Annotated in this window: 27 protein-coding genes and 1 tRNA gene; 18 read left to right on the top strand and 10 right to left on the bottom strand. The window is 70.2% G+C overall.

Going from position 1 to position 24,011, the window contains the following annotated elements; genetic code table 11:
* Window positions 1-55: 55 nt before the first annotated feature.
* Genes JMJ55_RS28400 through JMJ55_RS28385 form a run of 4 tightly spaced genes read right to left on the bottom strand, consistent with a single transcriptional unit; the run spans window position 56 to window position 3,787 of the window.
* Window positions 56-781 carry an ABC transporter ATP-binding protein gene (locus tag JMJ55_RS28400; protein ID WP_202828978.1) on the bottom strand — a complete coding sequence of 242 codons (726 nt, stop codon included), beginning with the start codon at window positions 779-781 and terminating at the stop codon, window positions 56-58.
* Window positions 778-1,584: an ABC transporter ATP-binding protein gene (locus JMJ55_RS28395; protein WP_202828977.1), complete on the bottom strand. Its 807-nt coding sequence runs from the start codon at window positions 1,582-1,584 to the stop codon at window positions 778-780. The genes JMJ55_RS28400 and JMJ55_RS28395 overlap by 4 nt, the downstream gene beginning before the upstream one ends.
* Complete coding sequence (gene livM, locus JMJ55_RS28390; protein ID WP_202828976.1) at window positions 1,581-2,876, bottom strand: high-affinity branched-chain amino acid ABC transporter permease LivM; 1,296 nt, start codon at window positions 2,874-2,876, stop codon at window positions 1,581-1,583. Before livM ends, JMJ55_RS28395 begins: the two co-directional genes overlap by 4 nt.
* Complete coding sequence (locus JMJ55_RS28385) at window positions 2,873-3,787, bottom strand: ABC transporter permease subunit (RefSeq protein ID WP_202828975.1); 915 nt, start codon at window positions 3,785-3,787, stop codon at window positions 2,873-2,875. The genes livM and JMJ55_RS28385 overlap by 4 nt, the downstream gene beginning before the upstream one ends.
* Before the next feature lie 128 nt (window positions 3,788-3,915).
* On the opposite strand from JMJ55_RS28385, the gene JMJ55_RS28380 reads away from it, so the two are divergent.
* The 8 genes from JMJ55_RS28380 (at window position 3,916) to JMJ55_RS28345 (ending at window position 11,321) form a co-directional block, all read left to right on the top strand.
* On the top strand, window positions 3,916-4,518 hold the full coding sequence (locus JMJ55_RS28380) for a carboxymuconolactone decarboxylase family protein (protein WP_202828974.1): 603 nt from the start codon (window positions 3,916-3,918) through the stop codon (window positions 4,516-4,518).
* Window positions 4,519-4,587: 69 nt separating this feature from the next.
* Complete coding sequence (locus tag JMJ55_RS28375) at window positions 4,588-6,738, top strand: acetate--CoA ligase family protein (RefSeq protein WP_202828973.1); 2,151 nt, start codon at window positions 4,588-4,590, stop codon at window positions 6,736-6,738.
* A gap of 57 nt (window positions 6,739-6,795) precedes the next feature.
* Window positions 6,796-7,905: a Zn-dependent alcohol dehydrogenase gene (locus JMJ55_RS28370; protein ID WP_202828972.1), complete on the top strand. Its 1,110-nt coding sequence runs from the start codon at window positions 6,796-6,798 to the stop codon at window positions 7,903-7,905.
* On the top strand, window positions 7,902-8,198 hold the full coding sequence (locus tag JMJ55_RS28365) for a DUF6166 domain-containing protein (RefSeq protein ID WP_202828971.1): 297 nt from the start codon (window positions 7,902-7,904) through the stop codon (window positions 8,196-8,198). Before JMJ55_RS28370 ends, JMJ55_RS28365 begins: the two co-directional genes overlap by 4 nt.
* 207 nt (window positions 8,199-8,405) lie before the next feature.
* Window positions 8,406-9,110 (top strand): GntR family transcriptional regulator, encoded by a 705-nt coding sequence (locus JMJ55_RS28360; protein ID WP_202828970.1) that lies wholly within the window; start codon window positions 8,406-8,408, stop codon window positions 9,108-9,110.
* A 51-nt stretch (window positions 9,111-9,161) separates the two neighbouring features.
* Window positions 9,162-9,974, top strand: a complete 813-nt coding sequence (locus JMJ55_RS28355; RefSeq protein ID WP_202828969.1) for a sterol desaturase family protein — start codon at window positions 9,162-9,164, stop codon at window positions 9,972-9,974.
* A gap of 1 nt (window position 9,975) precedes the next feature.
* Complete coding sequence (locus JMJ55_RS28350) at window positions 9,976-10,179, top strand: hypothetical protein (RefSeq protein ID WP_202828968.1); 204 nt, start codon at window positions 9,976-9,978, stop codon at window positions 10,177-10,179.
* Between the two features lie 137 nt (window positions 10,180-10,316).
* Entirely contained in the window at window positions 10,317-11,321 is a 1,005-nt protein-coding gene (locus tag JMJ55_RS28345; RefSeq protein ID WP_202828967.1) for a hypothetical protein, read from the top strand.
* Here JMJ55_RS28345 and JMJ55_RS28340 read toward each other — a convergent pair whose 3' ends face one another.
* From JMJ55_RS28340 to JMJ55_RS28330, 3 genes are read right to left on the bottom strand one after another with little or no spacing between them, the layout of a single operon-like run.
* Window positions 11,322-12,377 carry a 2-oxoacid:ferredoxin oxidoreductase subunit beta gene (locus tag JMJ55_RS28340; RefSeq protein ID WP_202828966.1) on the bottom strand — a complete coding sequence of 352 codons (1,056 nt, stop codon included), beginning with the start codon at window positions 12,375-12,377 and terminating at the stop codon, window positions 11,322-11,324.
* Complete coding sequence (locus JMJ55_RS28335) at window positions 12,374-14,212, bottom strand: 2-oxoacid:acceptor oxidoreductase subunit alpha (protein WP_202828965.1); 1,839 nt, start codon at window positions 14,210-14,212, stop codon at window positions 12,374-12,376. Before JMJ55_RS28335 ends, JMJ55_RS28340 begins: the two co-directional genes overlap by 4 nt.
* Window positions 14,197-15,999 (bottom strand): FAD-dependent oxidoreductase, encoded by a 1,803-nt coding sequence (locus JMJ55_RS28330; protein WP_202828964.1) that lies wholly within the window; start codon window positions 15,997-15,999, stop codon window positions 14,197-14,199. Before JMJ55_RS28330 ends, JMJ55_RS28335 begins: the two co-directional genes overlap by 16 nt.
* Window positions 16,000-16,132: 133 nt before the next feature.
* Between JMJ55_RS28330 and JMJ55_RS28325 the strand changes: the two genes are divergently transcribed.
* The 10 genes from JMJ55_RS28325 (at window position 16,133) to JMJ55_RS28280 (ending at window position 22,722) form a co-directional block, all read left to right on the top strand.
* Window positions 16,133-16,297 (top strand): hypothetical protein, encoded by a 165-nt coding sequence (locus tag JMJ55_RS28325; protein ID WP_202828963.1) that lies wholly within the window; start codon window positions 16,133-16,135, stop codon window positions 16,295-16,297.
* Window positions 16,298-16,491: 194 nt separating this feature from the next.
* Entirely contained in the window at window positions 16,492-17,046 is a 555-nt protein-coding gene (dcd, locus tag JMJ55_RS28320; RefSeq protein ID WP_202828962.1) for a dCTP deaminase, read from the top strand.
* Between the two features lie 11 nt (window positions 17,047-17,057).
* Window positions 17,058-18,317: a UDP-N-acetylglucosamine 1-carboxyvinyltransferase gene (murA, locus tag JMJ55_RS28315; protein ID WP_202828961.1), complete on the top strand. Its 1,260-nt coding sequence runs from the start codon at window positions 17,058-17,060 to the stop codon at window positions 18,315-18,317.
* 5 nt (window positions 18,318-18,322) lie between these two features.
* Window positions 18,323-19,015: an ATP phosphoribosyltransferase gene (gene hisG / locus JMJ55_RS28310; protein ID WP_202828960.1), complete on the top strand. Its 693-nt coding sequence runs from the start codon at window positions 18,323-18,325 to the stop codon at window positions 19,013-19,015.
* The gene (hisD, locus tag JMJ55_RS28305; protein WP_202828959.1) at window positions 19,015-20,313 is read left to right on the top strand and encodes a histidinol dehydrogenase; all 1,299 of its coding nucleotides are present in this window, start codon (window positions 19,015-19,017) and stop codon (window positions 20,311-20,313) included. Before hisG ends, hisD begins: the two co-directional genes overlap by 1 nt.
* A gap of 141 nt (window positions 20,314-20,454) precedes the next feature.
* A complete protein-coding gene (gene infA, locus JMJ55_RS28300) occupies window positions 20,455-20,673 on the top strand; it encodes a translation initiation factor IF-1 (protein ID WP_043336856.1) in 219 nt (72 codons plus the stop codon).
* Between the two features lie 6 nt (window positions 20,674-20,679).
* Window positions 20,680-21,267 (top strand): Maf family protein, encoded by a 588-nt coding sequence (locus JMJ55_RS28295; protein ID WP_236034167.1) that lies wholly within the window; start codon window positions 20,680-20,682, stop codon window positions 21,265-21,267.
* Between the two features lie 35 nt (window positions 21,268-21,302).
* Entirely contained in the window at window positions 21,303-22,394 is a 1,092-nt protein-coding gene (locus tag JMJ55_RS28290) for a ribonuclease E/G (protein ID WP_328702794.1), read from the top strand.
* Entirely contained in the window at window positions 22,384-22,575 is a 192-nt protein-coding gene (locus JMJ55_RS28285) for a DNA gyrase inhibitor YacG (protein ID WP_202828958.1), read from the top strand. The genes JMJ55_RS28290 and JMJ55_RS28285 overlap by 11 nt, the downstream gene beginning before the upstream one ends.
* Before the next feature lie 71 nt (window positions 22,576-22,646).
* Window positions 22,647-22,722 (top strand) — tRNA-Phe (locus tag JMJ55_RS28280).
* Window positions 22,723-22,858: 136 nt separating this feature from the next.
* Here the strand turns inward: JMJ55_RS28280 and JMJ55_RS32220 are convergent.
* From JMJ55_RS32220 to JMJ55_RS32210, 3 genes are all read right to left on the bottom strand, one after another.
* Window positions 22,859-23,230 (bottom strand): integrase core domain-containing protein, encoded by a 372-nt coding sequence (locus JMJ55_RS32220; protein ID WP_202828987.1) that lies wholly within the window; start codon window positions 23,228-23,230, stop codon window positions 22,859-22,861.
* Window positions 23,231-23,234: 4 nt separating this feature from the next.
* The gene (locus JMJ55_RS32215; protein ID WP_202828957.1) at window positions 23,235-23,666 is read right to left on the bottom strand and encodes an IS3 family transposase; all 432 of its coding nucleotides are present in this window, start codon (window positions 23,664-23,666) and stop codon (window positions 23,235-23,237) included.
* A gap of 101 nt (window positions 23,667-23,767) precedes the next feature.
* The coding region (locus JMJ55_RS32210; protein WP_407927571.1) for a hypothetical protein at window positions 23,768-24,011 on the bottom strand (244 nt) is incomplete at its 5' end.

The following is a 24,011-nucleotide window of genomic DNA, read 5'->3' as shown; positions in this document are numbered from 1 at the left end:
GCCCTGGGGGCAGCCCGTTGCGATGTTAGGCGAATGAAGCCGGCCGCTCCAACAATCACCCGTGGCCGCTGCCGAGATAGGCATCGCGGATTTCCGGCCGCGCCAGCAGCTCGGCCCCGGTCCCGGCCATAGTGATGCGGCCATTCACCAGCACATAGCCCCGATGCGCGAGGCGGAGCGCCTGGTTGGCATTCTGCTCCACCAGCAGCACCGTCAGGCCGGTCGTCTCGTTCAGCTGGCGGATGGCGCCGAAGATCTGCCGCACCACCAGCGGGGCGAGGCCGAGCGAGGGTTCGTCCAGCAGCAGCAGGCGGGGCTTCGACATCAGCGCCCGGCCGATGGCGAGCATCTGCTGCTCCCCGCCCGAAAGGGTGCCGCCGCGCTGGGCAAGCCGTTCCTTGAGGCGAGGGAAGAGGGTGAAGACCTGTTCCAGCTGCGGCGTCGGGTCACCGGTCGTGAGCGCTTGGGCGCCCATCAGCAGGTTCTCCTGCACCGACATGCGCGGGAAGATGCGGCGCCCCTCCGGCGACTGCGCGACGCCGCGGCGCATGATGAGATGCGTCGCCTCGCCGGTGATCGCCTCGCCGCCCAGCAGGATGCGCCCGGCGCGCGGCTTGGGCGCGCCGCAGATGGTCATCAGCAGGGTCGATTTGCCGGCGCCATTGGCGCCGATCAGGGTGACGATCTCGCCGGGCATGACCTGGAGCGAGACATCGGAGAGCGCCTGCACCGCGCCATAGCTGGCAGAGACGCAGTCGACTTCGAGGAGAGGTGTGGTCATGCGGAGACCTCCTCCTCGTCCTCGCCGAGATAGGCGGCGATGACCTTGGCATTGCCGCGCACCTCGGCCGGGCTGCCATCGGCGATCAGCACCCCATGGTCCAGCACCACAACCCGGTCGCTGATCCGCATGACCACGCCCATATCGTGCTCGATGAGGAGGATGGAGGTGCCCTCCTGCCGGATGTCCAGCAGCAGACGCGCCAGCTCATCCGATTCGCGCGGGTTGAGGCCGGCGGCGGGCTCATCCAGGCAGAGCAGGGCGGGTTCGGTGCACATGGCCCGCGCGATCTCCAGCCGCCGCTGCTGGCCATAGGGCAGGGCGCCGGCCGGGTCGTCGGCGCGGTCCATCAGGTTGGTGGCCGACAGCCATCGCTTCGCCCGCTCCACCCCCTCCCGCTCGGCGGCCGGATAGCGGGAGAGGCCCAGCACCGCGCCGATGCCCCAGCCGGTCGCCGCCATCAGCCTGCCATGCTGCGCGATCAGCAGGTTCTCCAGCGCCGTCATGCCGGGGAAGAGGCGGATGTTCTGGAAGGTGCGGGCGACGCCGGCCCGGGCGATGCGATAGCCCGGCAGGCGCTGCAATTCGGTGGGTGCCACGCCCCGCTTGTGCAGGCGGATGACGCCCTCGCTCGGCCGGTAGAAGCCGGTGACGCAGTTGAAGAGCGTGGTCTTGCCGGCGCCGTTCGGCCCGATCAGAGCGGTGATCTGGCCCTGGCCAGCCGCGAAGGTGACGGAGGAGACGGCGGTCAGACCGCCGAAGCGCATGGTGAGGCGCTGGACCTCGAGGATGGGCGGCGTCATCCGCGGCCCTCCCCGACCAGGTCGCCGCCGATCGCCCGTTTCTTGCCAAGCGCGATGGAGGGCGTGCGGGTCCCGACCAGGCCGCGAGGCCGCAGCACCATGATGAGGACCATCGCGCCGCCGAAGACCAGCATCCGCCATTCCTGCAGGTCGCGGAACACCTCGGTCCCGCCGATCAGCACCAGGGCCGCGACGGCGACGCCGATCTGGCTGCCGAGCCCGCCCAGCACCACGATCGCCAGGATGATGGCGCTCTCGATGAAGGTGAAGCTTTCCGGGCTGACGAAGGCCTGCCGGGTGGCGAAGAAGGCACCGGCGAAGCCGCCGAACATGGCGCCCAGCGCGAAGGCTGAAAGCTTGGTCGTGGTGACGTTGATGCCCAGGGCGCGGCAGGCGATCTCATCCTCCCGCAGGGCTTCCCAGGCGCGGCCGAGCGGCTGGCGGCGCAGCCGGATCGTCACCCAATTGGTCAGCAGGGCGAGGCCCAGGATCAGGTAGTAGAGGAAGATGACGCGGTGGCTGGGCGATGGCTCCAGCCCGAAGAAGCCGGCGAAGGTGCCCTCGCCGCCCGCCATGCTGAAGGGCAGGCCGAAGAAGCTCGGGCGCGGGATGCCGCTGATGCCGTTCGGCCCGCCGGTCAGGCTGACCCAGTTGATCAGCACGACGCGGATGATCTCGCCGAAGGCCAGCGTCACGATGGCGAGGTAGTCGCCGCGCAGCCGCAGCACCGGGAAGCCGAGCAGCACGCCCCAGAAGGCGGCGAAGAGGCCGGCCAGCGGCAGGCAGACCCAGAAGGACAGGCCGAATTCCTGCGCCAGCAGCGCATAGGAATAGGCCCCGACCGCATAGAAGGCGACATAGCCGAGGTCGAGCAGCCCGGCGAGGCCGACCACGATGTTCAGCCCCCAGCCGAGCATCACATAGGTCAGCACCAGGATGCCGAGATCGAGCCAGTAGCGGTCGACCCCCGGGATGGCCGGCAGCACCAGGGCCAGCGCCAGGAAGGCCGGTGCCGCCAGTCGCCCGGCCTGCTGCAGCCGCTGCGTCCAGGGCCCCGGCGCGGTGCTGGCCCGCAGCCCCCGCCGCCCGGTCCAGAGCACGAGCGCCAGGCGGCCAAGGAAGACCAGCCCGACCAGCAGCGCGGCCTCGGGCCAGCGGGTGCGCAGCGTCAGCGCACCGGTCGGGCCGACATCGGTCCGCAGCGCGACCAGGGGGATGAAGATCGCGGCCGAGACGGCGGCGGCGATCAGCGCGTCCTTCAGCGCGGCGGGCAGCGCGGAGGCGGGCTTCATACCTTCTCCACCTCCTGCCGGCCGAGCAGGCCCGTCGGCAGGAAGATCAGCGTCAGCACGAGGATCGAGAAGGCGGCGACATCCTTGTATTGCACGCTGAAATAGGCCGACCAGAAGGTTTCGATGAGGCCGATCAGCAGCCCGCCGAGCACGGCGCCGGGCAGCGATCCGATGCCGCCCAGCACGGCGGCGGTGAAGGCCTTCACCCCGGCGAGGAAGCCGATATAGAAATCGATCACGCCATAGCGCAGCAGGTACATCGTGCCCGCGACGGCCGCCAGCGCCGCGCCGATGACGAAGGTCAGGCTGATCGTCTTGTCGGTGTCGATGCCGAGCAGCGAGGCCATCTTGCGGTCCTGCTCGCAGGCGCGCATGGCCCGGCCCAGCGGCGTCCGCGTCACCAGCACGGTGAAGACCGCGAGCACGGCCAGCGTCACGCCGATGATCAGCATCTGCGTATAGGCGAGCTGGACGACGAAGCCGTCCTCGCGCATCACCTCGATGCCGCCGCGGACCAGCGTTTCCATCGGCTTTACCCGGGCGCCCTGGCTGACCTGGACGAAATTCTGCAGCACGATGGACAGCCCGATGGCCGAGATCAGCGGCGCCAGGCGGAAGCTGCCGCGCAGCGGCCGGTAGGCGATGCGCTCGATCGCCCAGCCATAGAGGCCGGTCAGCGCCACCGAGACCAGCAGGACCAGGATCAGCGCCGCCGGCCCGCCCATGACGCCGCCCATCGAGAGCAGCACGAGGCCGATGAGCGAGAGGAAGGCGCCGATCATGAACACGTCGCCATGGGCGAAGTTGATCATGCCGATGATGCCATAGACCATGGTGTAGCCCACCGCGATCAGGCCATAGATCATCCCCAGGCTGATCCCGTTGATCAGCTGCTGCAGCGCATAGGCCAATTTTGTCTCCAGCCAGTCCCTGTTGCGGCAAGGCTAGGCCAGGCGCCCCGCGCCGCCATAGGGAAAGTTGCCGATCCCCCGCGGCAGGGCGATGATCCTGCCCCCGAATTGGGCGGAGGAGATGGCAGATGGCATCGGATACGGCAATTCCCCCGGATGACGGCCGCAGCGGCCGGCTGCCCCCGATCCCGGAGGACCAGCTGACCGAGGAGCAGCGCCGGGTGGCGGCCGGCATCCTCTCGGGACCGCGAGGCGGGCTGCGCGGGCCCTTCCCGGCCATGCTCCGCAGTCCGGAGGTCGCCGACCGCTTCCAGAAGGTCGGCGAATATCTCCGCTTCAACAGCTCCATCCCGACGGCGCTGAACGAGCTGGCGATCCTGGTCACCGCCCGCGAATGGTCGGCGCAATTCGAGTGGTATGCCCACCACCTGCTGGCGATGAAGGCCGGCCTGCCGCCCGCCATCGCCGAGGCGATCGCCGCCGGCCGCCGGCCCGAAGGCATGGATGCCGACCAGCGCATCATCTACGAATTCGCCACCGAGCTGCACCGGACGCGCTTCGTCTCGGACGCCACCTATGCCGCGGTGCGCGACCGCTTCGGCGAGCGGGGCGTGATCGACCTGATCGCGGTCTGCGGCTATTACGTCGCCGTGGCGATGACGCTGAACGTGGCGCAGGTGCCCCTCCCGCCCGGCGTGCCGGAGCCGCTGAAACCGCTGCCCCCCAGTTGACCCGCGACCCGTCGCGGCTAGGCTAACCCCGACCAACAAGACCCGGTGCACGGGAGAGGGGAGGGGCGGTTGCAGCAGCATCGACGGGAAGACGAGTCCGGGCCCGAGCCCCTGCGGGATCCGGCGAGCCTCCGGCGGCTCCTCTCACCCCGCAGCGTGGCGGTGGTCGGCGTCTCGGCCGACCCGATGGGCTTCGGCGCGCGCAGCATCGGCAACCTGCGCGGCTTCGCCGGCAAGGCCTGGGCGGTGAATCCGAAATATGCCGGGCAGGAGCTGCATGGCTTCCCCTGCCTCGCCAGCATCGCCGATCTGCCGGAGGCGCCGGATTGCGTGCTGCTGGCCCTGCCGCGCACCGGCATCATGCCGGCCATCGAGGCCTGCATCGCCAGGCGCGTCGGCGGCGTCATCGTCTTCGCCTCGGGCTATGGCGAGACCGGCCTCGAGGAGCGCATCGCCGAGGAGGAGGCGCTGCGCCGGCGCTGCCGCGAGGCCGGCCTGCCGCTGGTCGGCGTCAATTGCCTCGGCATCGTCGATCATGTGCTGAAGGCGGGCGTCACCTTCATGCCGGAATATGCGCGGATGACCGCGCCAGCCGGCGGCGTCGCCATCACCAGCCAGTCGGGTGCGCTCGGCTATGCGCTGATGCAGGCCGCCGAGCGGGGCTATTCCGTCTGCCACATGACGACGGCGGGGAATGCCACCGACCTCGATATCTGCGACCTCGCCGCCTACCAGCTCTCGATGCCGGAATGCCGCGCCGTGGCCCTGGCGGTGGAGGGGCTGCGGGATGGCCGCCGCCTGGCCCTGCTGGGCGAGGCGGCGCGACGGGCGGGCAAGCCTATCGTCGTGCTGAAGCTCGGCCGGGGCGAGGCGGGGGCGGCGGCGGCCGTTTCCCATACCGGCTCGCTCGCCGGCAGCGCCGCCGCCTGGTCGGCCGCCTTCCGCCGCGCCGGCATGGTCGAGGTCGAGGATTTCGACGCGCTGCTGGAGACGGCGGCGTTCTTCGCCAAGGCCGGCGCCCCCAAGGCGAAGGGAGTGGCGATCGTCACCGCCTCGGGCGGCGCCGGCATCATGGCGGCCGACCATGCCGAGGCGCAGGGCCTCGCCATGCCCCAGCCCTCGCCCGCGGCCAAGGCGGTGCTGGAGGCGGCGATCCCGGATTTCGGCGCGGCGCGCAATCCCTGCGACCTGACGGCGCAGGCCGCGGGCGACCCGACCAGCTTCGGCAAATGCGTCCTCGCCATGATGGAGGACCCGCAATATGGCGTCATCGTCTATCCGCAGGTCTATTCCCACCACCTGACCACGCCGGGGCGCATCCAGGAGATCGCAACGCTGACGGAGCGGGGCGGCAAGCCGATCATCGTCGCCTGGATTCCGGAACTGCTCGAAGGCCCGGGCGCGGTTGCCGCCGATGCCTCGCCGGTGGTGCCGATCTTCCGCTCCATGCGCCGGCTGATGAATGCGGTGCGCCTCTGGCTCGACTATCACGAGCGGCGGGCGGCGGAGGCGGTGGCGCCGCCGGCCGGGCTCGGCGCGGCGCTGGCGGCGCTGCCCGGCAGCGGGGCGGTGCTGACCGAGGCCGAGGCCAAGACCCTGTTCGCCAAGGTCGGCGTGCCGGTGGTGGAGGAGCGCCGCGCCGCGACCCCCGCCGCCGCGGCCGAGGAGGCGGCGGCGCTCGGCTTCCCCGTGGTGCTGAAGCTCGACAGCCCCGATATCGCGCATAAGACCGAGGTTGGCGGCGTGGCGCTGAACCTCGGCGATGCGGATGCGGTGCGCTCCGCCTTCGCCCGCATCGCCGCTTCGGCCCAGGCGCATGCGCCGCAGGCGCGCATTGATGGTGTGCTGGTGCAGCGCATGTCCCGCAAGGGTGTGGAGCTGATCCTCGGCGCCCGCCGCGACGGGCAGTTCGGCACCATGGTGCTGGTCGGCACCGGCGGCGTGCAGGCCGAGCTCTGGCGCGATGTGGCGCTGGACATCGCCCCGGTCAGCCCGGCGCGGGCGGAGGAGATGCTGCGCAGCCTGAAGGGCTTCCCGCTGCTGGACGGGTTCCGCGGCGCAGCGCGGGCCGATATCGCCGCCATCGCGGCCGCCGTCTCCGCCTTCTCCGTCCTGGTCGCCGAGGCCGGGCCGCGGATCGAGGAGGCGGAGGTGAATCCGCTGATCTGCGGCGACTGGGGCTGCCTCGCGGTGGACGGCCTGGTGCGCTGCGGGCCGTGACATATCAGCGCCCGGTGGTTTAGCCTGCCGCGGAATAAGGCGGGGGGCGCCATGGGGATGCAGCGGGCACGCGCGGCGGTGCTGCGCGAGGTGGGCCGGCCGATGGCGATCGAGGAGGTCGCGGTCGGGCCGGTCGGCCCCGGCGATGTGCTGGTGCGGATGCGCGCCGCCTCGCTCTGCCATACCGATCTCGAGGTGATTGAGGGCCAGCTCGCCCTCACCCTGCCGGCAGTGCTGGGGCATGAGGCGGCGGGCGAGATCGCCGCGCTGGGCGAGGGCGTCACGGGCCTCTCCGTCGGCGATCCGGTGGTGCTGCACTGGAACCCGCATTGCGGCCATTGCTTCCAATGCGCCCGGGCCAAGCCGATCCTCTGCGACCAGTATCTGGCGAATGGCCCGCGCGCCGGGCATTTCGACGGCCGCCCGCGCTTCGCCTGCGACGACGGCGCGCCGCTGCACCAGCTGATGTATCTCGGTGGCTTCGCGGAATTCCTCGTGGTGCCGGCACAGCAGGCGGTGCGCGTCCCGGCGGCCATGCCGCTCGACCGCGCCTGCCTGCTCGGCTGCGCGGTGATGACCGGCTTCGGCGCCGCGACCCGCATCGCCGGCATCGAATGGGGCGCGACGGTGCTGGTGCTCGGCGCCGGGGCGGTGGGGCTGGCGGCGATCCAGGGCGCACGCCTCGCCGGCGCCGGGCGCGTCATCGCCGCCGATCCGAACCCCGCGCGGCGCGCCATGGCGGAACGCGCCGGCGCCGCGGTGCTGTGCGATCCGGCGACAATGGATGTGGCGGCGCTGGCCGGGGCCGAGACCGGCGGCCGCGGCGCCGATGTGGTGATCGAGGCGGCCGGTGTCCCCGCCGCCTTCCGCGCCAGCGTCGAGGCGGTGCGGCCCGGCGGGAAGGTGGTCTGGCTCGGCAAGCTCGGCGTGCAACAGGAGATCGGCTTCCGCTGGGGCGCGCTGATGCAGGAGAGGCGCATCATCCGGTCCAGCTATGGCGGCGCCCGGCCGGCCGAGGATTTCCCGGCCATGGCTTCGGCCTATCTCGACGGGCGGCTCGACCTCGACAGCCTGGTGACGGCGCGCATCGCGCTCGAGCAAATCAACGAAGGCTTCGCGGCGCTGAAGCGCGGCGAGGCGATCCGGTCGGTGGTGGTGTTCCCATGAAGATCTATGAAGGCGGCCGCGGCCTGGCGGGGGCGGAGGTGACGGTGGACGGCATGCCGCTCGACCCGCGCTTCGAGGTGAGGACCTTCTCCCCCATGGGCTATGAATGGACCTACGAGGGCGATGGGCCACGGCAGCTGGCGCTGGCCCTGCTCTGCGACCACATAGGCGACCCGCAGCAGGCGCTGGCGCTGACCGAGGATTTCATGCGCGCGGTCGTGGCCGAGCTCGACAATGCCTGGGTGCTGACATCCGAGGATATCGAGGCGGGCATAGCACAAGGGAGTGCATGACCGACGGCAAACAGCCGCCGTTCATGCACTCGACCTTGATGGACCTACCCTCCCTAAACCCGGCTTTCCGCAGGGCCGATATACCAATGCGGCACTAATCAGTGATATGGCGCTTGATATATCTGTCACATCCAGTCTCGCCGGGTAGCGCTGGCATGTCAACAGTCCCGGTTGCCAGCGGCGCCGCTTCCCGCGAAAAGTTCCCCCATGCTTGATCAATTGCCTCCGCGCCGCGCCGCGCCCTTCCGGCGCCGGACCAAGGCCGATGCCGCCGCCACCCTGACCGAGCAGGCCTATCGGGCCATCGAGGAGGCGATCGTCACCCTCGCCCTCCAGCCCGGCGAGGTGGTGAGCGAGGCGCAGCTCTCGGTCCGGTCGGGCTTCGGCCGGACCCCGGTGCGGGAGGCGCTGCAGCGCTTGGCGCGGGAGAGGCTGGTGCGGATCCTGCCCCGGCGCGGCATCGTCGTGGCGCCGGTCGATATCCGCGAGCAGCTCCGCCTGCTGGAGGTCCGGCGGGAGCTGGAGCGGCTGACCGCCCGCGCCGCTGCCCGCCGCGCCGATGCGGCACAGCGCGCCCGGCTGCGCGCCATCGCCGAGAGCATGGAACGGGCGGCTGACTCCAATGACGAGACTGGTTTCCTCCGCCTCGACCGGGAGCTGAACCTGCTGCTGCTGGATGCGGCCCATAACGAATTTGCCGCTTCCGCCATGGCGTTGATGCATGGCCTCTCGCGCCGCTTCTGGTTCATCCATTGGCGGCGCAGCGCCGGCCTGCCGGATGCCGCCGCGGCGCATGCGCGGCTGGCGCGCAGCATTGCCGAGGGCGAGACGGAAGCGGCGGCCGCGGCCTCCGATGCGCTGATCGACTATATCGAGAGCTTCACGCGCGCCACCGTCGGGCCGGAGCCTTGACCCCGTTTGCACGGCACTGATATATCAGAGCTGTGCAAACGGAGGACCGTCATGGAAGGCAGCCTCACCGGCGAAGCGTTGAAGCGCGAGCGCCTGTCCCGCCGCCAGCTGGCCTTCCGTGCGGATTTTCGCTCGAAGATCGGGCGGCTCTATCACGGCTGGGCGCATGTCGCGCTGATCTACGCGATCGGCGGAGCCGCCATCTGGTATGCTGCGCGGCAGGTCGTGGCGCCGGCCTGGTATGAATGGCTGGTGGTGCCGGCCGCCTTCATCGGCGCCAATGTCTTCGAATGGTGGATCCATAAATACGTGATGCACCGGCCGCTGCGCGGCTTCATGGGCATCTACAAGCGCCACACCCTGGCGCACCACCAGTTCTTCACCGAGCACGAATACACGGTGGACAACACGCGGGACTTCCGGATCGTCTTCTTCCCGCCCTATGCGCTGATCACCTTCCTGGCGATGTCGCTGGTGCCGTGCTTCGTGTTGCGCGCCCTCGGCTTTCCCGATGCCGGCTGGCTGCTGCTGATCACCAACACCGCGCTCTATCTGAACTACGAATTCTTCCACTACTGCTGCCATGTGAAGGACGATCGCATCGTCCGGCACATCCCCTTCATCAACACCATCCGCCGCCACCATGCCGCGCACCACAACACGGCCATCATGATGGAGCGGAATTTCAACCTGACCTATCCGATCGCCGACTGGCTCTTCGGCACCAGCGACCTGAAGCGCGGGCTGATCGGCCATCTGCTGAACGGCTATGACGCCAGCCATGTGCGGCGCGACCTGAAGCGGGTGCGGCATTCCAGCGACGACCCGCGGACCGGCCGGCCGCGCGCGATGGCGGCCGAATAGCATGGCCGCGCTCACGCCGCTCGATGGCGGGCAGATCAAGAAGTCCCGCGCCTCCCTGGTCGGTGGCATCGCGGTCGGCATCGGCGTCTTCGTGCTCTGGGCGGCCATCGCGAAGGAGCTGGGCGCCGGCGGCGCGGGGCCCCTCTTCGGCGGCGCCCTGGTTGGGCTGCTGGTCGGCCTCTGGATCTGGAAGGCCGATCTGTAGCGCGTCCGCGGCGGAAATGTCACAGAAGCCGCCGCTCCCCTTCCGATCATGCAACCGTCCAGGCCCTGAGGCGTTCCTGTCAGGAGGGAATTTCGCCATAGGGGATGGAATTGAACCAGGCGGCGCAGACGGAACCCGTGGCCTCACGCCCAGGAATGGAAGGCTCCATCCTGGCCGCGCTGCCGCCGGGCTGGCGCGCCATCGGCCGCTGCCGCTTCGGGACCGCCGGCCCGATCGGCCCCGCCAGCGGCTGCTATGCCCTGGCCCATCCGCTGATCGGCGTAGCGCTGATCGACGTGGCGCCGGATGCGACGCCGAATGCCGAGGCGCGGCTGCGCCGGGCGCTGGCTGCCGCCGATTTCTGGAGCATCTTCCCCGGCAGCCTGCCGGTCTGGCATGGCCGGATCGAGCCCGGCGCCCTGCGCAACCTGGCCGGCATCCTGGCCGAGGGCTTCAATTCCCTGCCGCCGCTGACCGTGCCGGGGAAGGACCGCTGGGTGAACGCCGCCCAGACCGCCATCGCCGATGACCAAGCCTGGGAGGTTCCGGGCCAGCCGCCCCGCCCCGCCCCGAGCTTCGCCCTGCCGCCCGAGGAGGAACCGGAGGCCGATGCCGAGGAGGTGGTGCCGGCGCCGCGCCGCCGCCGCCGTCGCCGGGGCGGGCTGATGCTGGCGGGCGGCCTGGCGGTTCTGCTGCTGCTCATCGGCGGGCTGGCGCTGCTGCCGGCGGCGGAACGGCCGCAGCCGCAAACCGCCAGCCTGGCCCAGCCGGCGCCCGCCGCCACGCCCAGCCCGCCGCCGGCCTTGCCGCCGATCCAGCGGGTGATCCTGCCGGTGCCGACCACGGCGCCGATCCCCGACCCGCCGCCCAAGGCGCCGGAGCCTGAGGCCGCGCCCGAACCGGCCGCCACGCCGCCCTCGGCCGAGCCGGTGCCCACCCTGGCGGTGGAGGAGGATGGCCCAGCGCTGGAGACGCCGCCCCCGGCCCCGCCCGCGCCGCCACCGGTGCGCCGCGCGGCCGTGGCGCCGAAGCCGCGCATCGATCCCTCCTGCAGCCGCGCCCTGTTCCGCTTCCAGCAGGGCGAGCGGCTGAGCGCGGCCGAGGAGGCCTATGTGCGGAGCGGCTGCGCCACCCGCCGCTGATCAGCGCAGGCTGGCGTTCAGCGCCTCCAGCGCCGCGGCGCCGGGCACCAGCACCGCATCGCCCAGCCGGTTCAGCGGACGCGCCACGGTCTTGAGATTGGCGTGCAGATCCTGCGGATCGGGATCGATGAAGAGCAGACCGGTCACGATCTCCCCGGCCGCTTTGCGCTCATGCAGGTGGTGCATGGCGGCGACGCGGTCGGTCGGGTCGTACTCGGCATGGAGCTTCCGCAGGCGGAGGATGGAGCCGTCATGCTGCTCCACCTCCCGCACCTCGCCCGGGGCATAGTCGGCGGTGATCGGCTGCCGCCCGGTGATGACGTCGAGGCGGTTCATCGCCTCGTTATGCTCGCGGACGAAGTCGTAGCTCTTGGTCGAGCCTTCATGGTTGTTGAAGGCGACGCAGGGGCTGATGCAGTCGATGAAGGCCGGCCCGTCATGCCGCATCGCCCCCTTGATGAGGGGCACGAGCTGGTCCTTGTCGCCCGAGAAGCTGCGGGCGACATAGGTGGCGCCGAGCTGGAGCGCGATGCCGATGAGGTCGATCGCCTCGTCGGTGTTGACCGTGCCCTTCTTCGCCTTCGATCCCTTGTCGGACGTCGCCGAGAACTGGCCCTTGGTCAGGCCATAGACCCCGTTGTTCTCGACGATATAGGTCATGTTCACGCCGCGGCGGATGCTGTGCGCGAACTGCCCGAAGCCGATCGAGGCGCTGTCGCCATCGCCCGAGACGCCGAGATAGAGCAGCTCCCGGTTGGCGAGATTGGCCCCCGTCAGCACGCTCGGCATCCGGCCATGCACGGAGTTGAAGCCATGCGAGGCGCCGAGGAAGTAGTCCGGCGTCTTGGACGAGCAGCCGATGCCGGACATCTTGGCGACCCGGTGCGGCTCGATATCGAGCTCGAAGCAGGCCTGGATGATGGCGGCGCTGATGCTGTCATGCCCGCAGCCGGCGCAGAGGGTGCTGATCGCCCCCTCATAATCGCGCCGCGTATAGCCGAGCGCATTGGTCGGCAGGTTGGGGTGATGCAGCTTGGGCTTGGGGAGGAAGCTCATTCCGCGGCTGCTCCGGCGAAGGGGTGAAGCTGCGCCACCACCCGGTCGCCGATGGCGGCCCGGATGAAGCGCGCGGTGATCGGTGTCCCGTCATAGTGCAGCACGGGAACCAGGGCCTGCGGCGCGATGCTGCACTCGTTCATCAGCAGGGTGCGGAGCTGGGCATCGCGGTTCTGCTCGACCACGAAGACCCGGTCATGCGCGGCGATGAAGTCGTCCACATCCTGGTGGAAGGGGAAGGCGCGAATGCGCAGCGCATCGACATGGACGCCTTCCGCCTCCAGCGCCGCCAGGGCTTCCGTCATCGCGGCCGAGGAGCTGCCGTAATAGATCACGCCCGTCCGCGTCGGCTGAGACGCCTGGTGCAGCACCGGGCGCGGCACCAGCCCCTTCGCCGTCTCGAATTTCTGCAGCAGGCGCTGCATGTTGTCGACATAGGCGGCGCCGACCTCGGTGTATTTGGCGAAGCGGTCGCGCGAGGTCCCCCGCGTGAAGAAGGCGCCCTTGCTGGGATGCGTCCCCGGATAGGTGCGGTAGGGGATGCCATCCCCATCCGTATCCAGGTAGCGGCCGAAGGTCCGGCCGGCCTCCAGCTCCTCCGCCGTCATCACCTTGCCGCGGTCCATCCGCCGCGTGTCGTCCCAGGCGAAAGGCTCGCAGAGCCAGTCATTCATCCCGATATCGAGGTCGAGCAGCACGAAGACCGGCTGCTGCAACCGGTCGGCGAGGTCGAAGGCATCGGCCCCGAAGGCGAAGCATTCATGCGGGTCTTCGGGGAAGAGGACGATATGCTTGGTGTCGCCATGGCTGGCATAGGCGGCCGCCAGCACATCCGATTGCTGGGTGCGGGTCGGCATGCCGGTGCTGGGGCCGGCGCGCTGCACGTCGAAGATCACCGAGGGGATCTCGGCGAAATAGGACAGGCCGACGAATTCCTGCATCAATGAGATGCCGGGGCCCGAGGTCGCGGTGAAGGCCCGCGCCCCGTTCCAGGCGGCGCCGATGACGATACCGATCGAGGCCAGCTCATCCTCCGCCTGGACGATGGCGTAGCGCTTGCTGCCATCCGGGTCGGTGCGGAATTTCTTCGCATAGCGCTCGAAGCCTTCCGCGAGGGAGGTCGAGGGCGTGATGGGATACCAGGCGCAGACCGTCGCGCCACCATAGACCGCGCCGAGGCCAGCGGCGCTGTTGCCATCGACATAGATACGGTTGCCGACCTTGTCGGCCGCCTGCAGCGTCAGGCCGAGCGGGCAGGGGAGGTTGGCCAGCGCCCAGTCGCGGCCCATCTGGAAGGCGTCGCGGTTCGGCTTGGCCAGCTTCTCCTTGCCCTTGTACTGCTCCGACAGCAGCGTCTCGATCACCGCCGGGTCGACCTGCAGCAGGGCCGAGAGCGCGCCGACATACATGATGTTCTTCAGCAGCTGCCGCTGCCGCGCATCCGTATAGGCGGCGTTGCACATTTCGGTCAGCGGCACGCCGATGACATGGATGTCCTCGCGGAACCGGCTGCGCGGCACCGGCCGCGTGCTGTCGTAGAAGAGATAGCCGCCCGGATCGATCTCGGCGACGTCCCGCTCCCAGGTCTGCGGATTCATCGCTACCATCAGATCGACGCCGCCACGCCGGCCGAGATGGCCCTCGCCCGAGACGCGCACCTCGAACCAGGTCGGCAGACCCTGGATGTTGCTCGGGAAGATGTTGCGCGAGGCGATGGGGATGCCCATGCGCAGGATCGCCTTGGCAAAGAGCTGGTTGGCGCTGGCCGAACCGGAGCCGTTCACATTGGCGAATTTGACGACGAAGTCGTTAACCGCAGTCACCGGGCCGCGCATGCGTGCACCCTCTCAGCCTTGGGCTTCGCGCTCTCGAGGAGAAATTTCTGCATGTCCCAGGCGCCGGTCGGGCAGCGCTCGGCGCACATGCCGCAATGCAGGCAGACATCCTCGTCCTTCGCCATGACGCGGCCGGTCTTCAGCCCGTCCGCGACATAGATCGCCTGTTCGAGGTTCAGCGCCGGCATCTTCAGCCGCTCGCGCAACTCCATCTCCTCACCGTCCTCGGTGAAGGTGATGCAGTCGACGGGGCAGATATCGACGCAGGCATCGCATTCGATACAGAGATTGGCGGCGAAGACCGTCTGCACGTCACAGTTCAGGCAGCGCTGCGCCTCCTTGAAGGCGAGCTCCCGGTCGTAGCCGAGCTCCACCTCGGTCTTGATGTCGCGCAGCGCCACCTCGTTCTCGGCATGCGGCACCTTGAAGCGGAGGTCGAGCGAGACGCCGTTGTCGTAGCTCCATTCATGGATGCCCATCTTCTGGCTGGACATCGCCACATCCGGCGGCGGGCGCTGCGCCACATCCTCGCCGCGGCAGAAGAGGTCGATCGAGACCGCCGCCTGATGGCCATGCGCCACCGCCCAGATGATGTTCTTCGGCCCGAAGGCCGCATCGCCGCCGAAGAAGACCTGGGGCAGCGTCGACTGCAGCGTCTCCTCGTTGAGCTTCGGCAGGCCCCAGCGGTCGAATTCGATGCCGAGATCGGTCTCGACCCAGGGGAAGGCATTCTCCTGGCCGATCGCCACCAGCACGTCATCCGCCTCGATCACCACATCCGGCTCGCCGGAGGGGACGAGCTGGCGGCGGCCCTTGGCGTCGCGCTCGGCCTTCACCGCCTCGAAGACCATGCCGGTCAGGCGGCCATCCTCATGCAGGACCTGCTTCGGCACCAGGTAGTTGCGGATGGGGATGCCTTCCTTCATGGCATCCTCCTTCTCCCAGGGGCTCGCCTTCATCTCCTCGAAGCCGGAGCGGACGACGACCGTCACTTCCGCGCCGCCGAGGCGGCGGGCGGAGCGGCAGCAATCCATCGCGGTGTTGCCGCCGCCGAGCACGATCACGCGACGCCCGATGCTCTCGATATGGCCGAAGGAGACGGAGGAGAGCCAGTCGATGCCGATATGGATATTGGCCGCCGCCTCGCGCCGGCCCGGCACGTCGAGGTCCCGCCCGCGCGGGGCGCCGGCGCCGACGAAGACGGCATCATAGCCCTCGGCCAGCAGGCCGCGCAGGCTGTCCACCCGCCGGTCGTAATGGGTGACGACGCCGCCGCGGTCGGTGATGTAGCCGACCTCCTCGTCGATCACGCTCTCCGGCAGGCGGAAGCGCGGGATCTGGCTGCGGATGAAGCCGCCGCCCTTCGACTGCTCGTCATAGACATGAACCTCGTAGCCGAGCGGGGCGAGGTCGCGCGCCACGGTCAGGCTGGCCGGGCCGGCGCCGATGCAGGCGATCCGCTTGCCGTTCCCGACGGAGGGGATGGCCGGCATCCGCCCGAGCACATCCTCCTTGTTGTCGGCGGCAACGCGCTTCAGCCGGCAGATCGCCACCGGCTCCTCCTCCACCCGGCCGCGGCGGCAGGCCGGCTCGCAGGGGCGGTCGCAGGTGCGGCCCAGCACGCCGGGGAAGACGTTGGAGTGCCAATTCACCATATAGGCGTCGGAATAGCGGCCCGCCGCGATCAGCCGGATATATTCCGGCACCGGCGTATGGGCCGGGCAGGCCCATTGGCAATCGACGACCTTATGGAAGTAGTCCGGGTTGCGGATATCCGTCGGCGTCACGACCGCAAATCCTTGGATCGCATCATATTCCTCCCCCGGCCTTGGACGCCGGTTTGGGGGAAGCTTGCCCCAGGCCGGGATGGCCCGCAACGACCTGCGCGCCGGCCGGCGGATCGGCTAGACTGGCCCGGCCATGACCAAGACCCCGCCCGACCCGCCACCCAAGCCCGCCGACCAGGCCCGGGCCGAGCGCGAGGCCCGCCTGGCCACCGCGCTCCGGGCCAATCTCCATCGCCGCAAGGCCCAGGCCCGCGGTCGGGCGGAGGAGGAGCCGCAGCCCATGCCGAAGAAACCCTGACCCTGTTGCAGGTGGCTGCACCGGCCCGCACCCCCACCCGGCCACCTATCAGCATACTGTCGTGGGTGGCCGGGTGGGGGTGCGGGCCGGTGCCAAGCTTGCTCCAAAAACCGCTTCCGGTTGCCGTGGCCAGGGGGCTGGCGTAAACGGGCCGCCCGAACGGGGCTCAGCCCGCCAGCCAAAGGCCGCCCGCCATGTCCATCATGCCCGACCACTGGATCCGCCGCATGGCGGCCGAGCACGGCATGATCGAGCCTTTCGTCGAAAGCCAACGGCGCGAGGGGACGATCTCCTTCGGCCTGTCCTCCTTCGGCTACGACGCGAGGGTCGCGGACGAGTTCAAGATCTTCACCAATGTGGACAACGCCCTGGTGGACCCGAAGCACTTCTCCGAGGAGGGCTTTGTCACCCGCCGCGGCGAAACCTGCATCGTCCCGCCCAATTCCTTCGTCCTCGCCCATACGGTCGAATATTTCCGCATCCCGCGTGATGTTCTGGTCATCTGTTTGGGCAAAAGCACCTATGCGCGGTGTGGCCTGATCGTGAACGTCACCCCGCTCGAGCCGGAATGGGAAGGCCAGGTGACGATCGAGATCAGCAACACCACGCCGTTGCCGGCGCGGATCTATGCCAATGAGGGCATCTGCCAGTTCCTCTTCCTCCAGGGCGCCTCGGCGCCCGAGGTGAGCTACAAGGATCGGGCCGGCAAGTACATGCACCAGCGCGGCGTCGCGCTGCCGAAACTGTAAGGACAGGCGGAATGGACCGCATCCGCATCCGCGGCGGCCGGCCGCTGGAGGGCAGCATCCCCATCAGCGGCGCCAAGAACGCGACCTTGCCGCTGATGGCCGCCGCCCTGCTCTCCAACGGCCCGCTGGTGCTGCGCAACGCGCCGGACCTGGCCGATATTGCCACCATGCGCGCCCTGCTGATCCAGCATGGGCTCACGGTCGAGCATGACCGGGAGGCCCGCACCCTCACCCTCGCCGGCGAGGCCAGCCATCTCGAGGCGCCCTACGACCTAGTGCGGAAGATGCGCGCCTCAGTCCTCGTCCTCGGCCCGATCGTCGCTCGCCATGGCAAGGCCCGCGTCTCGCTGCCCGGCGGCTGCTCCATCGGCACCCGCCCGGTCGACCTGCACCTGAAGGGGCTGGAGGCGATGGGCGCCACCATCACCCTTGATGCCGGCTACATCGAGGCGGAGGCGCCGCATGGCCTGAAGGGCGCCCGCATCATCTTTCCCGTCGTCTCGGTCGGCGCCACCGAGAACCTGCTGATGGCCGCCTGCCTCGCCGATGGCGAGACCGAGCTGGTCAACGCCGCCCGCGAGCCGGAGATCGAGGACCTGGCCCGCTGCCTGGTCGCCATGGGCGCAGCGATCGAGGGCATCGGCACCGACCGGCTGCATGTCGTCGGCCGCCGCAGCCTCGGCGGCGCCACGCACGACATCGTCCCCGACCGGATCGAGGCCGGCACCTATGCCTGCGCTGCCGCCATCACCGGCGGCTCCGTCCTGTTGCAGGGCGCCCGGGCCGAGCATCTCGGCTCGGTCGCCCGCACGCTCCGCGAGGCCGGCGTCGCGGTCGAGGCCGAGGGCGAGGACCTCCGCATCGCCCGCCTCAACGGGCTGCACGGCGTCGACGTGATGACGGAGCCCTTCCCCGGCTTCGCCACCGACATGCAGGCGCAGTTCATGGCGCTGATGGCGGTCGCCGAGGGCGCCTCGATGATCACCGAGACGATCTTCGAGAACCGCTTCATGCATGTGCCGGAGCTGAACCGCATGGGCGCCCGCATCAACGCGCACGGCGCCTCGGCCATCGTCCGCGGTGTGCCGAAGCTGTCCGGTGCGCCGGTGATGGCGACCGATCTGCGCGCCTCCGTCTCCCTCATCCTCGCCGGGCTGGCGGCGGAGGGCGAGACGATCGTGAACCGCGTCTATCACCTCGACCGGGGCTATGAGCGGGTGGAGGGGAAACTCGCCGCGGTCGGGGCCGATATCGAACGGATACCGGGCTGAACCCCATGGACCTGCCGATCCCGAACCCCGAGGCCGCCGGCACCGCCGCGGCCAGCCCCATCATCCTCGCCCTGCCCAAGGGGCGCATTCTGTCCGAGCTGGGGCCGGTGCTGGCCCGGGCTGGCATCGTCCCGGCGGCGGACTACACGGATGAGGACAGCCGGCGGCTGCGCTTCGAGACCAGCGATCCTGGCCTCGATGTGGTGCGGGTCCGGCCCTTCGATGTTGCCACCTTCGTCGCCCATGGCGCAGCGCAGATCGGCATCTGCGGCGCCGATGTGCTGATGGAATTCGACTACCCGGAGATTTATGCCCCGCTCGACCTCGGCATCGGCCGCTGCCGCATCAGCGTGGCCGAGCCCGCCGCCACCGCCGGCCAGGACGAGCCGAGCCGCTGGTCCCGCATCGCGGTGGCCAGCAAATACCCCAATGTCGCCGGGCGCCATTACGCCGCCCGCGGCATCCAGGCCGAGGTCGTCCATCTGAACGGCGCGATGGAGCTGGCCCCTTCGCTTGGCCTCGCCCGCGTGATCGTGGACTTGGTGCAGACCGGCAGCACGCTGAAGGCGAACGGGCTGATCGAGACGGAGGTGATCGCCCATGTCACCTCCCGCCTCATCGTCAACCGCACCGCGCTGAAGACCATGCCGGAGCGGATCGGCGCCTGGATCGCGCGCTTCCGGGCGGCGCTCGGCTGATGCTTCGCCTCGATACCCGGTCGGCCGATTTCGAAACCGGCTTCGCCGCCCTGCTCGACATGGCGCGGGAGACGACCGCCCAGGTAGACGATGCCGTCGCCGGCATCATCGCCGAGGTCCGCGCCCGCGGCGATGCCGCCCTGCTGGCGCTGACGGCTCGCTTCGATGGCTGGGCCCCGGCCGATGCCGCGGCACTCCGCGTCACCGCGGCCGAGATCGAGGCCGCGACCGCCGGCATCCCGGCCGATCTGCTGGCCGCGCTCGACCTAGCCGCCGCGCGGATCGAGCGCTTCCATGCCGCCCAGCGCCCGGCCGATCTGGAGCTGCCGGATCCGGCGGGCCTGACCCTCGGCATGCGCTGGACGCCGCTGGATGCGGTCGGCCTCTATGTGCCGGGCGGGAAGGCGGCCTATCCGTCCTCGGTGCTGATGAATGCGCTGCCGGCCCGCGTCGCGGGTGTGGCGCGCATCGCCATGGTGGTGCCCTCGCCCGGTGGGCAGCTCAACCCGCTGGTGCTGGCCGCGGCGCAGCGGGCGGGGGTGACGGAAATCTACCGCATCGGCGGCGCCCAGGCCGTGGCGGCGCTGGCGCATGGCACTGGCTCCATCGCCCCGGTGGACCGCATCGTCGGCCCCGGCAATGCCTATGTGGCGGCGGCCAAGCGCCAGGTCTTTGGCCGGGTCGGGATCGATTCCATCGCCGGCCCTTCCGAGGTGGTGGTGGTGGCCGATGCGTCGAACGACCCGCGCCATGTCGCCGTCGACCTGCTGGCCCAGGCCGAGCATGACGAGAGCGCCCAGGCCATCCTGATCACCGACGATGCCGGCTTCGCCGCAGCCGTCGCCGCGGCGGTGGAGGCCGAACTGGCGACGCTGCCGCGCGGCGCCATCGCCGGCGAGAGCTGGCGCCGCCATGGCGCCACCATCCTGGTGCGGGACTGGGCCGAGGCGCAGGCGCTGACCAATCGCCTCGCGCCCGAGCATCTCCAGGTGATGCTGCCCGACCCGCGCGCCTGGTTCGCCGGCATCCGCCATGCCGGCGCCGCCTTCCTCGGCCGCTGGTGCCCGGAGGCGCTGGGCGATTACGTCGCCGGGCCGAACCATGTCCTGCCGACCGGGCGGACGGCGCGCTTCGCCTCCGGCCTGTCGGTCTTCGATTTCCTGAAGCGCACCACCTGGGTCGAGTCGAGTGAGGCCGGCCTCGCCGCCATCGGCCCGGCCGCGGTGGCGCTGGCGGAGGCGGAAGGGTTGCAGGCGCATGGCCGCAGCGTCGCGCTTCGCCTGCCCACCGTGCCTTGACCCCGCCTCCCCCGGCCATCATCTTGCCCCAGAGACGCTAAGCTATCGAAGTCAACCCCCCGAGTGCGTGCCCCAGGGCCCGACGCCGTCCGATCCGGACCTGGCGCGGACCCGGCACGCCGTTCAGCATGAAGGTACCTGATGTCGAAAGAGGATATGATCGAATTCAGCGGCACCGTACAGGAGCTGCTGCCCAATGCGATGTTCCGGGTGAAGCTCGACAACGAGCACATGGTGCTGGCCCATACCAGCGGGAAGATGCGCAAGAACCGCATCCGCGTCCTCGCCGGCGATCGGGTGAATGTCGAGATGACGCCCTATGACCTGACCAAGGGCCGCATCACCTTCCGCTTCAAGTAAGCCCGTTTGAACCCCGCGCAACCGCCCCTGGTGCTGGCCTCCGCCAGCCCGCGGCGGCTCGAGCTGCTGGCGCGCATCGGCATCGTGCCAAACCGCGTCCTGCCGACCGATACCGACGAGACCCCGCTGAAGGCGGAGCTGCCCCGCCAGCTCGCCGCCCGCTTGGCTGCCGCCAAGGCCGAGGCGGCTGCCGCTGCCGCACCGGATTCGCTGGTGCTGGCCGCCGATACCGTGGTCGGCGTCGGGCGCCGCATCCTCGGCAAGCCGGTGGATGCCGCCGAGGCGCGGCGCTTCCTCACCCTGCTCTCGGGCCGGCGCCACCATGTCTATACCGGCGTCGCCCTCCGCAGTCCGGACGGGACGACACGCACCCGCCTGGTCGATACCGTCCTCGCCTTCCAGCGGCTGACCGAGGCGCAGATCGCGGATTACGTCGCCGGCGAGGAATGGCGCGGCAAGGCCGGGGGCTATGCCATCCAGGGCCGGGCCGAGGTCTTCGTCCGCTTCCTCTCCGGCTCCCATTCCAATGTCGTCGGCCTGCCGCTGTTCGAGACGGCGCAATTGCTGCGGGGGATCGGCTGGCTGAGGCCCTGACCATCCTGGCATCCGTCTCGCCCGGCGAGGTCCGGGTGGCGCTGTTGCGCGGCGACCGGCTGGAGGAGGCCTGGATCGACCGCCCGGCCCGGCCGGACGGCGTCGGCGACCTCCACCGGGCGCGCGTCACGGCGCTGGCCCCGGCCATGGCAGGGGCCTTCCTGGCCATGGCCGGGGGCGAGACCGGCTTCCTGCCAGAATCCGAGGCGGGGCCTGTCCGCCAGCCCATCGCCCAATCGGTGCAGGAGGGGCTGGTGCTGCCCGTCCGCGTCACCCGCGCGCCGCAGGGCGGCAAGGGCGCCCGGGTCACCGCCCGCCTCACTTCCGCCGAGCAGGCCCGTGCTGCCGCCGCCCCGCCCGGCAATGCCCCCCTGCTGCTGGCCCGCGGGCCGGACGCCGCGCTGCGCCTGGCCCGCGCCCATCCGCGCGCCGAGATCGTGACCGATGGCGCCGGCCTCGCCGCCCGGCTGCGCGCCACCTACTCCCCGCGCCCGGTCTTCGATGAGGCGCTGGAGGCGGAATTCGACGCCCTGGCCGGGCCGGAGGTGCCGCTGCCGGGCGGCGGCCGCATCCTGGTCCACCCGACGCCGGCGCTGACCGCCCTCGATGTCGATGCTGGCAGCGCCGCCGGGGCGCGCGACCCGGAGGCGCAGCGCCGCGTCAACGAGGCGGCGGTGGTCGAGGCGGCGCGGCAGATCCGCCTGCGCCACCTCGCCGGCCCCATCCTGCTCGACCTGGCGGGCATGGCCCGGAAGCGCCGCGAGGCCTTGGCCGAGCCCCTGGCCCGGGCGCTGGCGCCCGACCGGCTGGCGCGTCTGCTGGGCCTCGGGCCGCTCGGCCTGTTCGAGATTCTCCGCCAGCGCATCCACCCGCCGCTGCATGAGGTGCTGGCCGGGCCGCTGACCCCTGGCCTCTCTGCCCTGCGCATGGCGGTGCGGGAGGCGGCGGCGCGGCCCGGGCGGCGGCTGGCGCTGGTGGCAGCGCCGGCGGTGCTGGCGGCGCTGGAGGCCCTGCCCGGGGCGTTGGAGGAAGCCGCGGCGGCGATCGGCCAGCCGGTGCAGCTTCGCCCGGACCCGCTGCGTTCCTGGGCCCGTTGGACGATCGAGGAGGCAGGCCATGGCGGATAAGCCGCAATCCGCGACCCATCCCTGCCCGGTCTGCGGCCGGCCGGCGGACCCGGAGGGGCGGTTCCGCCCCTTCTGTTCGGCCCGCTGCCGGCAGGTGGATCTCGGCCGCTGGCTGGCCGAGGACTACGCCATTCCGGGCGAGCCGCCGGCCCTGCCGGGAGATGACGAAGAGCGCGGTTGAACGGGTGGACAGGCGCCCAGGCTTCCGCTACATCCCGCGGCCTCTGCCGCTCCCCGGTTCGGGGCGCTTGGGCCCAGGTAGCTCAGTTGGTAGAGCATGCGACTGAAAATCGCAGTGTCGGTGGTTCGATTCCGCCCCTGGGCACCATTTCTCCCAAGACGATCAAGAGCTTAGAAGTCGAGCAGTTGCGCTCTCATGGCCCCATGTGCCTAGCACCACGCTAGCACAGTCCTGTCACAGGCCCTTCTGCATCAGCGCCGTAGGGGGCTGAGCGTCTGGTGCGCTAGCACACTCCTGGCACTGTCGAGGGAGTGGTCCTGACCGGCCCCCACGAGGGGGTCCAGACGGATTTCCAGTGTCGCCCGGGGTTGGTCGGTCCTGAGCGGGAGGGTGCTGGTCTTGCTGGAGATGGCACGCGCGGCATGAGGAGCACTTCTGGCGCGGGTGGTTGGTAGCGGAGGGAGGAGTGCGGTCGGACGGTGTTGTAGTGCCCTCGCCACTGCTCGATGAGGACCTTGGCTTCGGCCAGGGTGCTGAACACCTCGGTGTTCAGTAGCTCGTCCCGGAGCTTGCCGTTGAAGCTCTCCCCTAGCCGTTCTTCCAGGGGCTGCCCGGCCCGATGAACGCCGTCCTGGCACCTATGCCGGTGATCCAGCCCTTCACCGCGGTGGCTGCGAACTTCGGTCCGTTGTCGGACCGCACGTGGCCCGGTCGATCACGTCTGCCGCCCCAAGCCTGCGGGCCACTCGGATGGCCAGGCACTCCCGGGTGTACTCGTCGACCACGTTCAGCATCCGCAGCTTCCGGCCGTCGCGCGTCCGGTCCTCGACGGAACCGTAGGCCCAGACGTGATTGGACCTCTCAGGCCGCAGCCGCACGCAGGAGCCGTCGTTCAACCACAGCCGCCCGCGCTTTGGCTGCCGGGCCGGGACCTTCGGTCCCTCCATCCGCCAGATCCGCTCCACCCTCGTGTGGTTGCAGGACCAACCCTCGGCCCTGAGGAGGGCCGTGATCCGCCGATAACCGCACCGCCCGCACTGTCGGGCCAGGCTGATAATGCTCTCCCTCAGTGCCGCCTCGTCGTCGACCACTCTGGGTGCTCTGCGCTGCACCGAGCGGTGCTGTCCCAGCACACGGCAGACGAACCGCTCCGCCGTAACATGCTCGATGCAGGCTCGGCGACGGGCAGCGCTTACCAGTTTCCCGACGGTGCGGGGCAGTGCCCCGCACCCTTCAGCACCAGCTTCTCCAGAGTGAGGTCGGCCACGGCCCTGCGCAGCCTGCCGTTCTCCTGCCCCAGCTGCTTCAGCCGCTTCACCTGGTCCAGCTTCAGGCCCCTGAGGTGACACGGCGAAAGTGGTGAGGTGACACGGCGAAAGTGGTCCAGCTCTGGTGTTAGCTTTTCGGCGGATTTCCTCATGACGGATGTGGAGATT

The sequence above is a fragment of the Belnapia mucosa genome (assembly GCF_016775475.1).
Classification (GTDB): Bacteria; Pseudomonadota; Alphaproteobacteria; order Acetobacterales; family Acetobacteraceae; genus Belnapia; species Belnapia mucosa.
This window is presented reverse-complemented; position numbering and strand designations above follow the sequence as displayed.

What these genes read in the sequence shown, in the direction of transcription:
- JMJ55_RS28400 (WP_202828978.1), bottom strand. Translation starts at nt 781, where the DNA reads ATGACCACACCTCTCCTCGAAGTCGACTGCGTCTCTGCCAGCTATGGC.
- JMJ55_RS28395 (WP_202828977.1), bottom strand. Translation starts at nt 1,584, where the DNA reads ATGACGCCGCCCATCCTCGAGGTCCAGCGCCTCACCATGCGCTTCGGC.
- livM (WP_202828976.1), bottom strand. Translation starts at nt 2,876, where the DNA reads ATGAAGCCCGCCTCCGCGCTGCCCGCCGCGCTGAAGGACGCGCTGATC.
- JMJ55_RS28380 (WP_202828974.1), top strand. Translation starts at nt 3,916, where the DNA reads ATGGCATCGGATACGGCAATTCCCCCGGATGACGGCCGCAGCGGCCGG.
- JMJ55_RS28370 (WP_202828972.1), top strand. Translation starts at nt 6,796, where the DNA reads ATGCAGCGGGCACGCGCGGCGGTGCTGCGCGAGGTGGGCCGGCCGATG.
- JMJ55_RS28365 (WP_202828971.1), top strand. Translation starts at nt 7,902, where the DNA reads ATGAAGATCTATGAAGGCGGCCGCGGCCTGGCGGGGGCGGAGGTGACG.
- JMJ55_RS28360 (WP_202828970.1), top strand. Translation starts at nt 8,406, where the DNA reads ATGCTTGATCAATTGCCTCCGCGCCGCGCCGCGCCCTTCCGGCGCCGG.
- JMJ55_RS28355 (WP_202828969.1), top strand. Translation starts at nt 9,162, where the DNA reads ATGGAAGGCAGCCTCACCGGCGAAGCGTTGAAGCGCGAGCGCCTGTCC.
- JMJ55_RS28350 (WP_202828968.1), top strand. Translation starts at nt 9,976, where the DNA reads ATGGCCGCGCTCACGCCGCTCGATGGCGGGCAGATCAAGAAGTCCCGC.
- JMJ55_RS28340 (WP_202828966.1), bottom strand. Translation starts at nt 12,377, where the DNA reads ATGAGCTTCCTCCCCAAGCCCAAGCTGCATCACCCCAACCTGCCGACC.
- JMJ55_RS28335 (WP_202828965.1), bottom strand. Translation starts at nt 14,212, where the DNA reads ATGCGCGGCCCGGTGACTGCGGTTAACGACTTCGTCGTCAAATTCGCC.
- JMJ55_RS28325 (WP_202828963.1), top strand. Translation starts at nt 16,133, where the DNA reads ATGACCAAGACCCCGCCCGACCCGCCACCCAAGCCCGCCGACCAGGCC.
- dcd (WP_202828962.1), top strand. Translation starts at nt 16,492, where the DNA reads ATGTCCATCATGCCCGACCACTGGATCCGCCGCATGGCGGCCGAGCAC.
- murA (WP_202828961.1), top strand. Translation starts at nt 17,058, where the DNA reads ATGGACCGCATCCGCATCCGCGGCGGCCGGCCGCTGGAGGGCAGCATC.
- hisG (WP_202828960.1), top strand. Translation starts at nt 18,323, where the DNA reads ATGGACCTGCCGATCCCGAACCCCGAGGCCGCCGGCACCGCCGCGGCC.
- hisD (WP_202828959.1), top strand. Translation starts at nt 19,015, where the DNA reads ATGCTTCGCCTCGATACCCGGTCGGCCGATTTCGAAACCGGCTTCGCC.
- infA (WP_043336856.1), top strand. Translation starts at nt 20,455, where the DNA reads ATGTCGAAAGAGGATATGATCGAATTCAGCGGCACCGTACAGGAGCTG.
- JMJ55_RS28285 (WP_202828958.1), top strand. Translation starts at nt 22,384, where the DNA reads ATGGCGGATAAGCCGCAATCCGCGACCCATCCCTGCCCGGTCTGCGGC.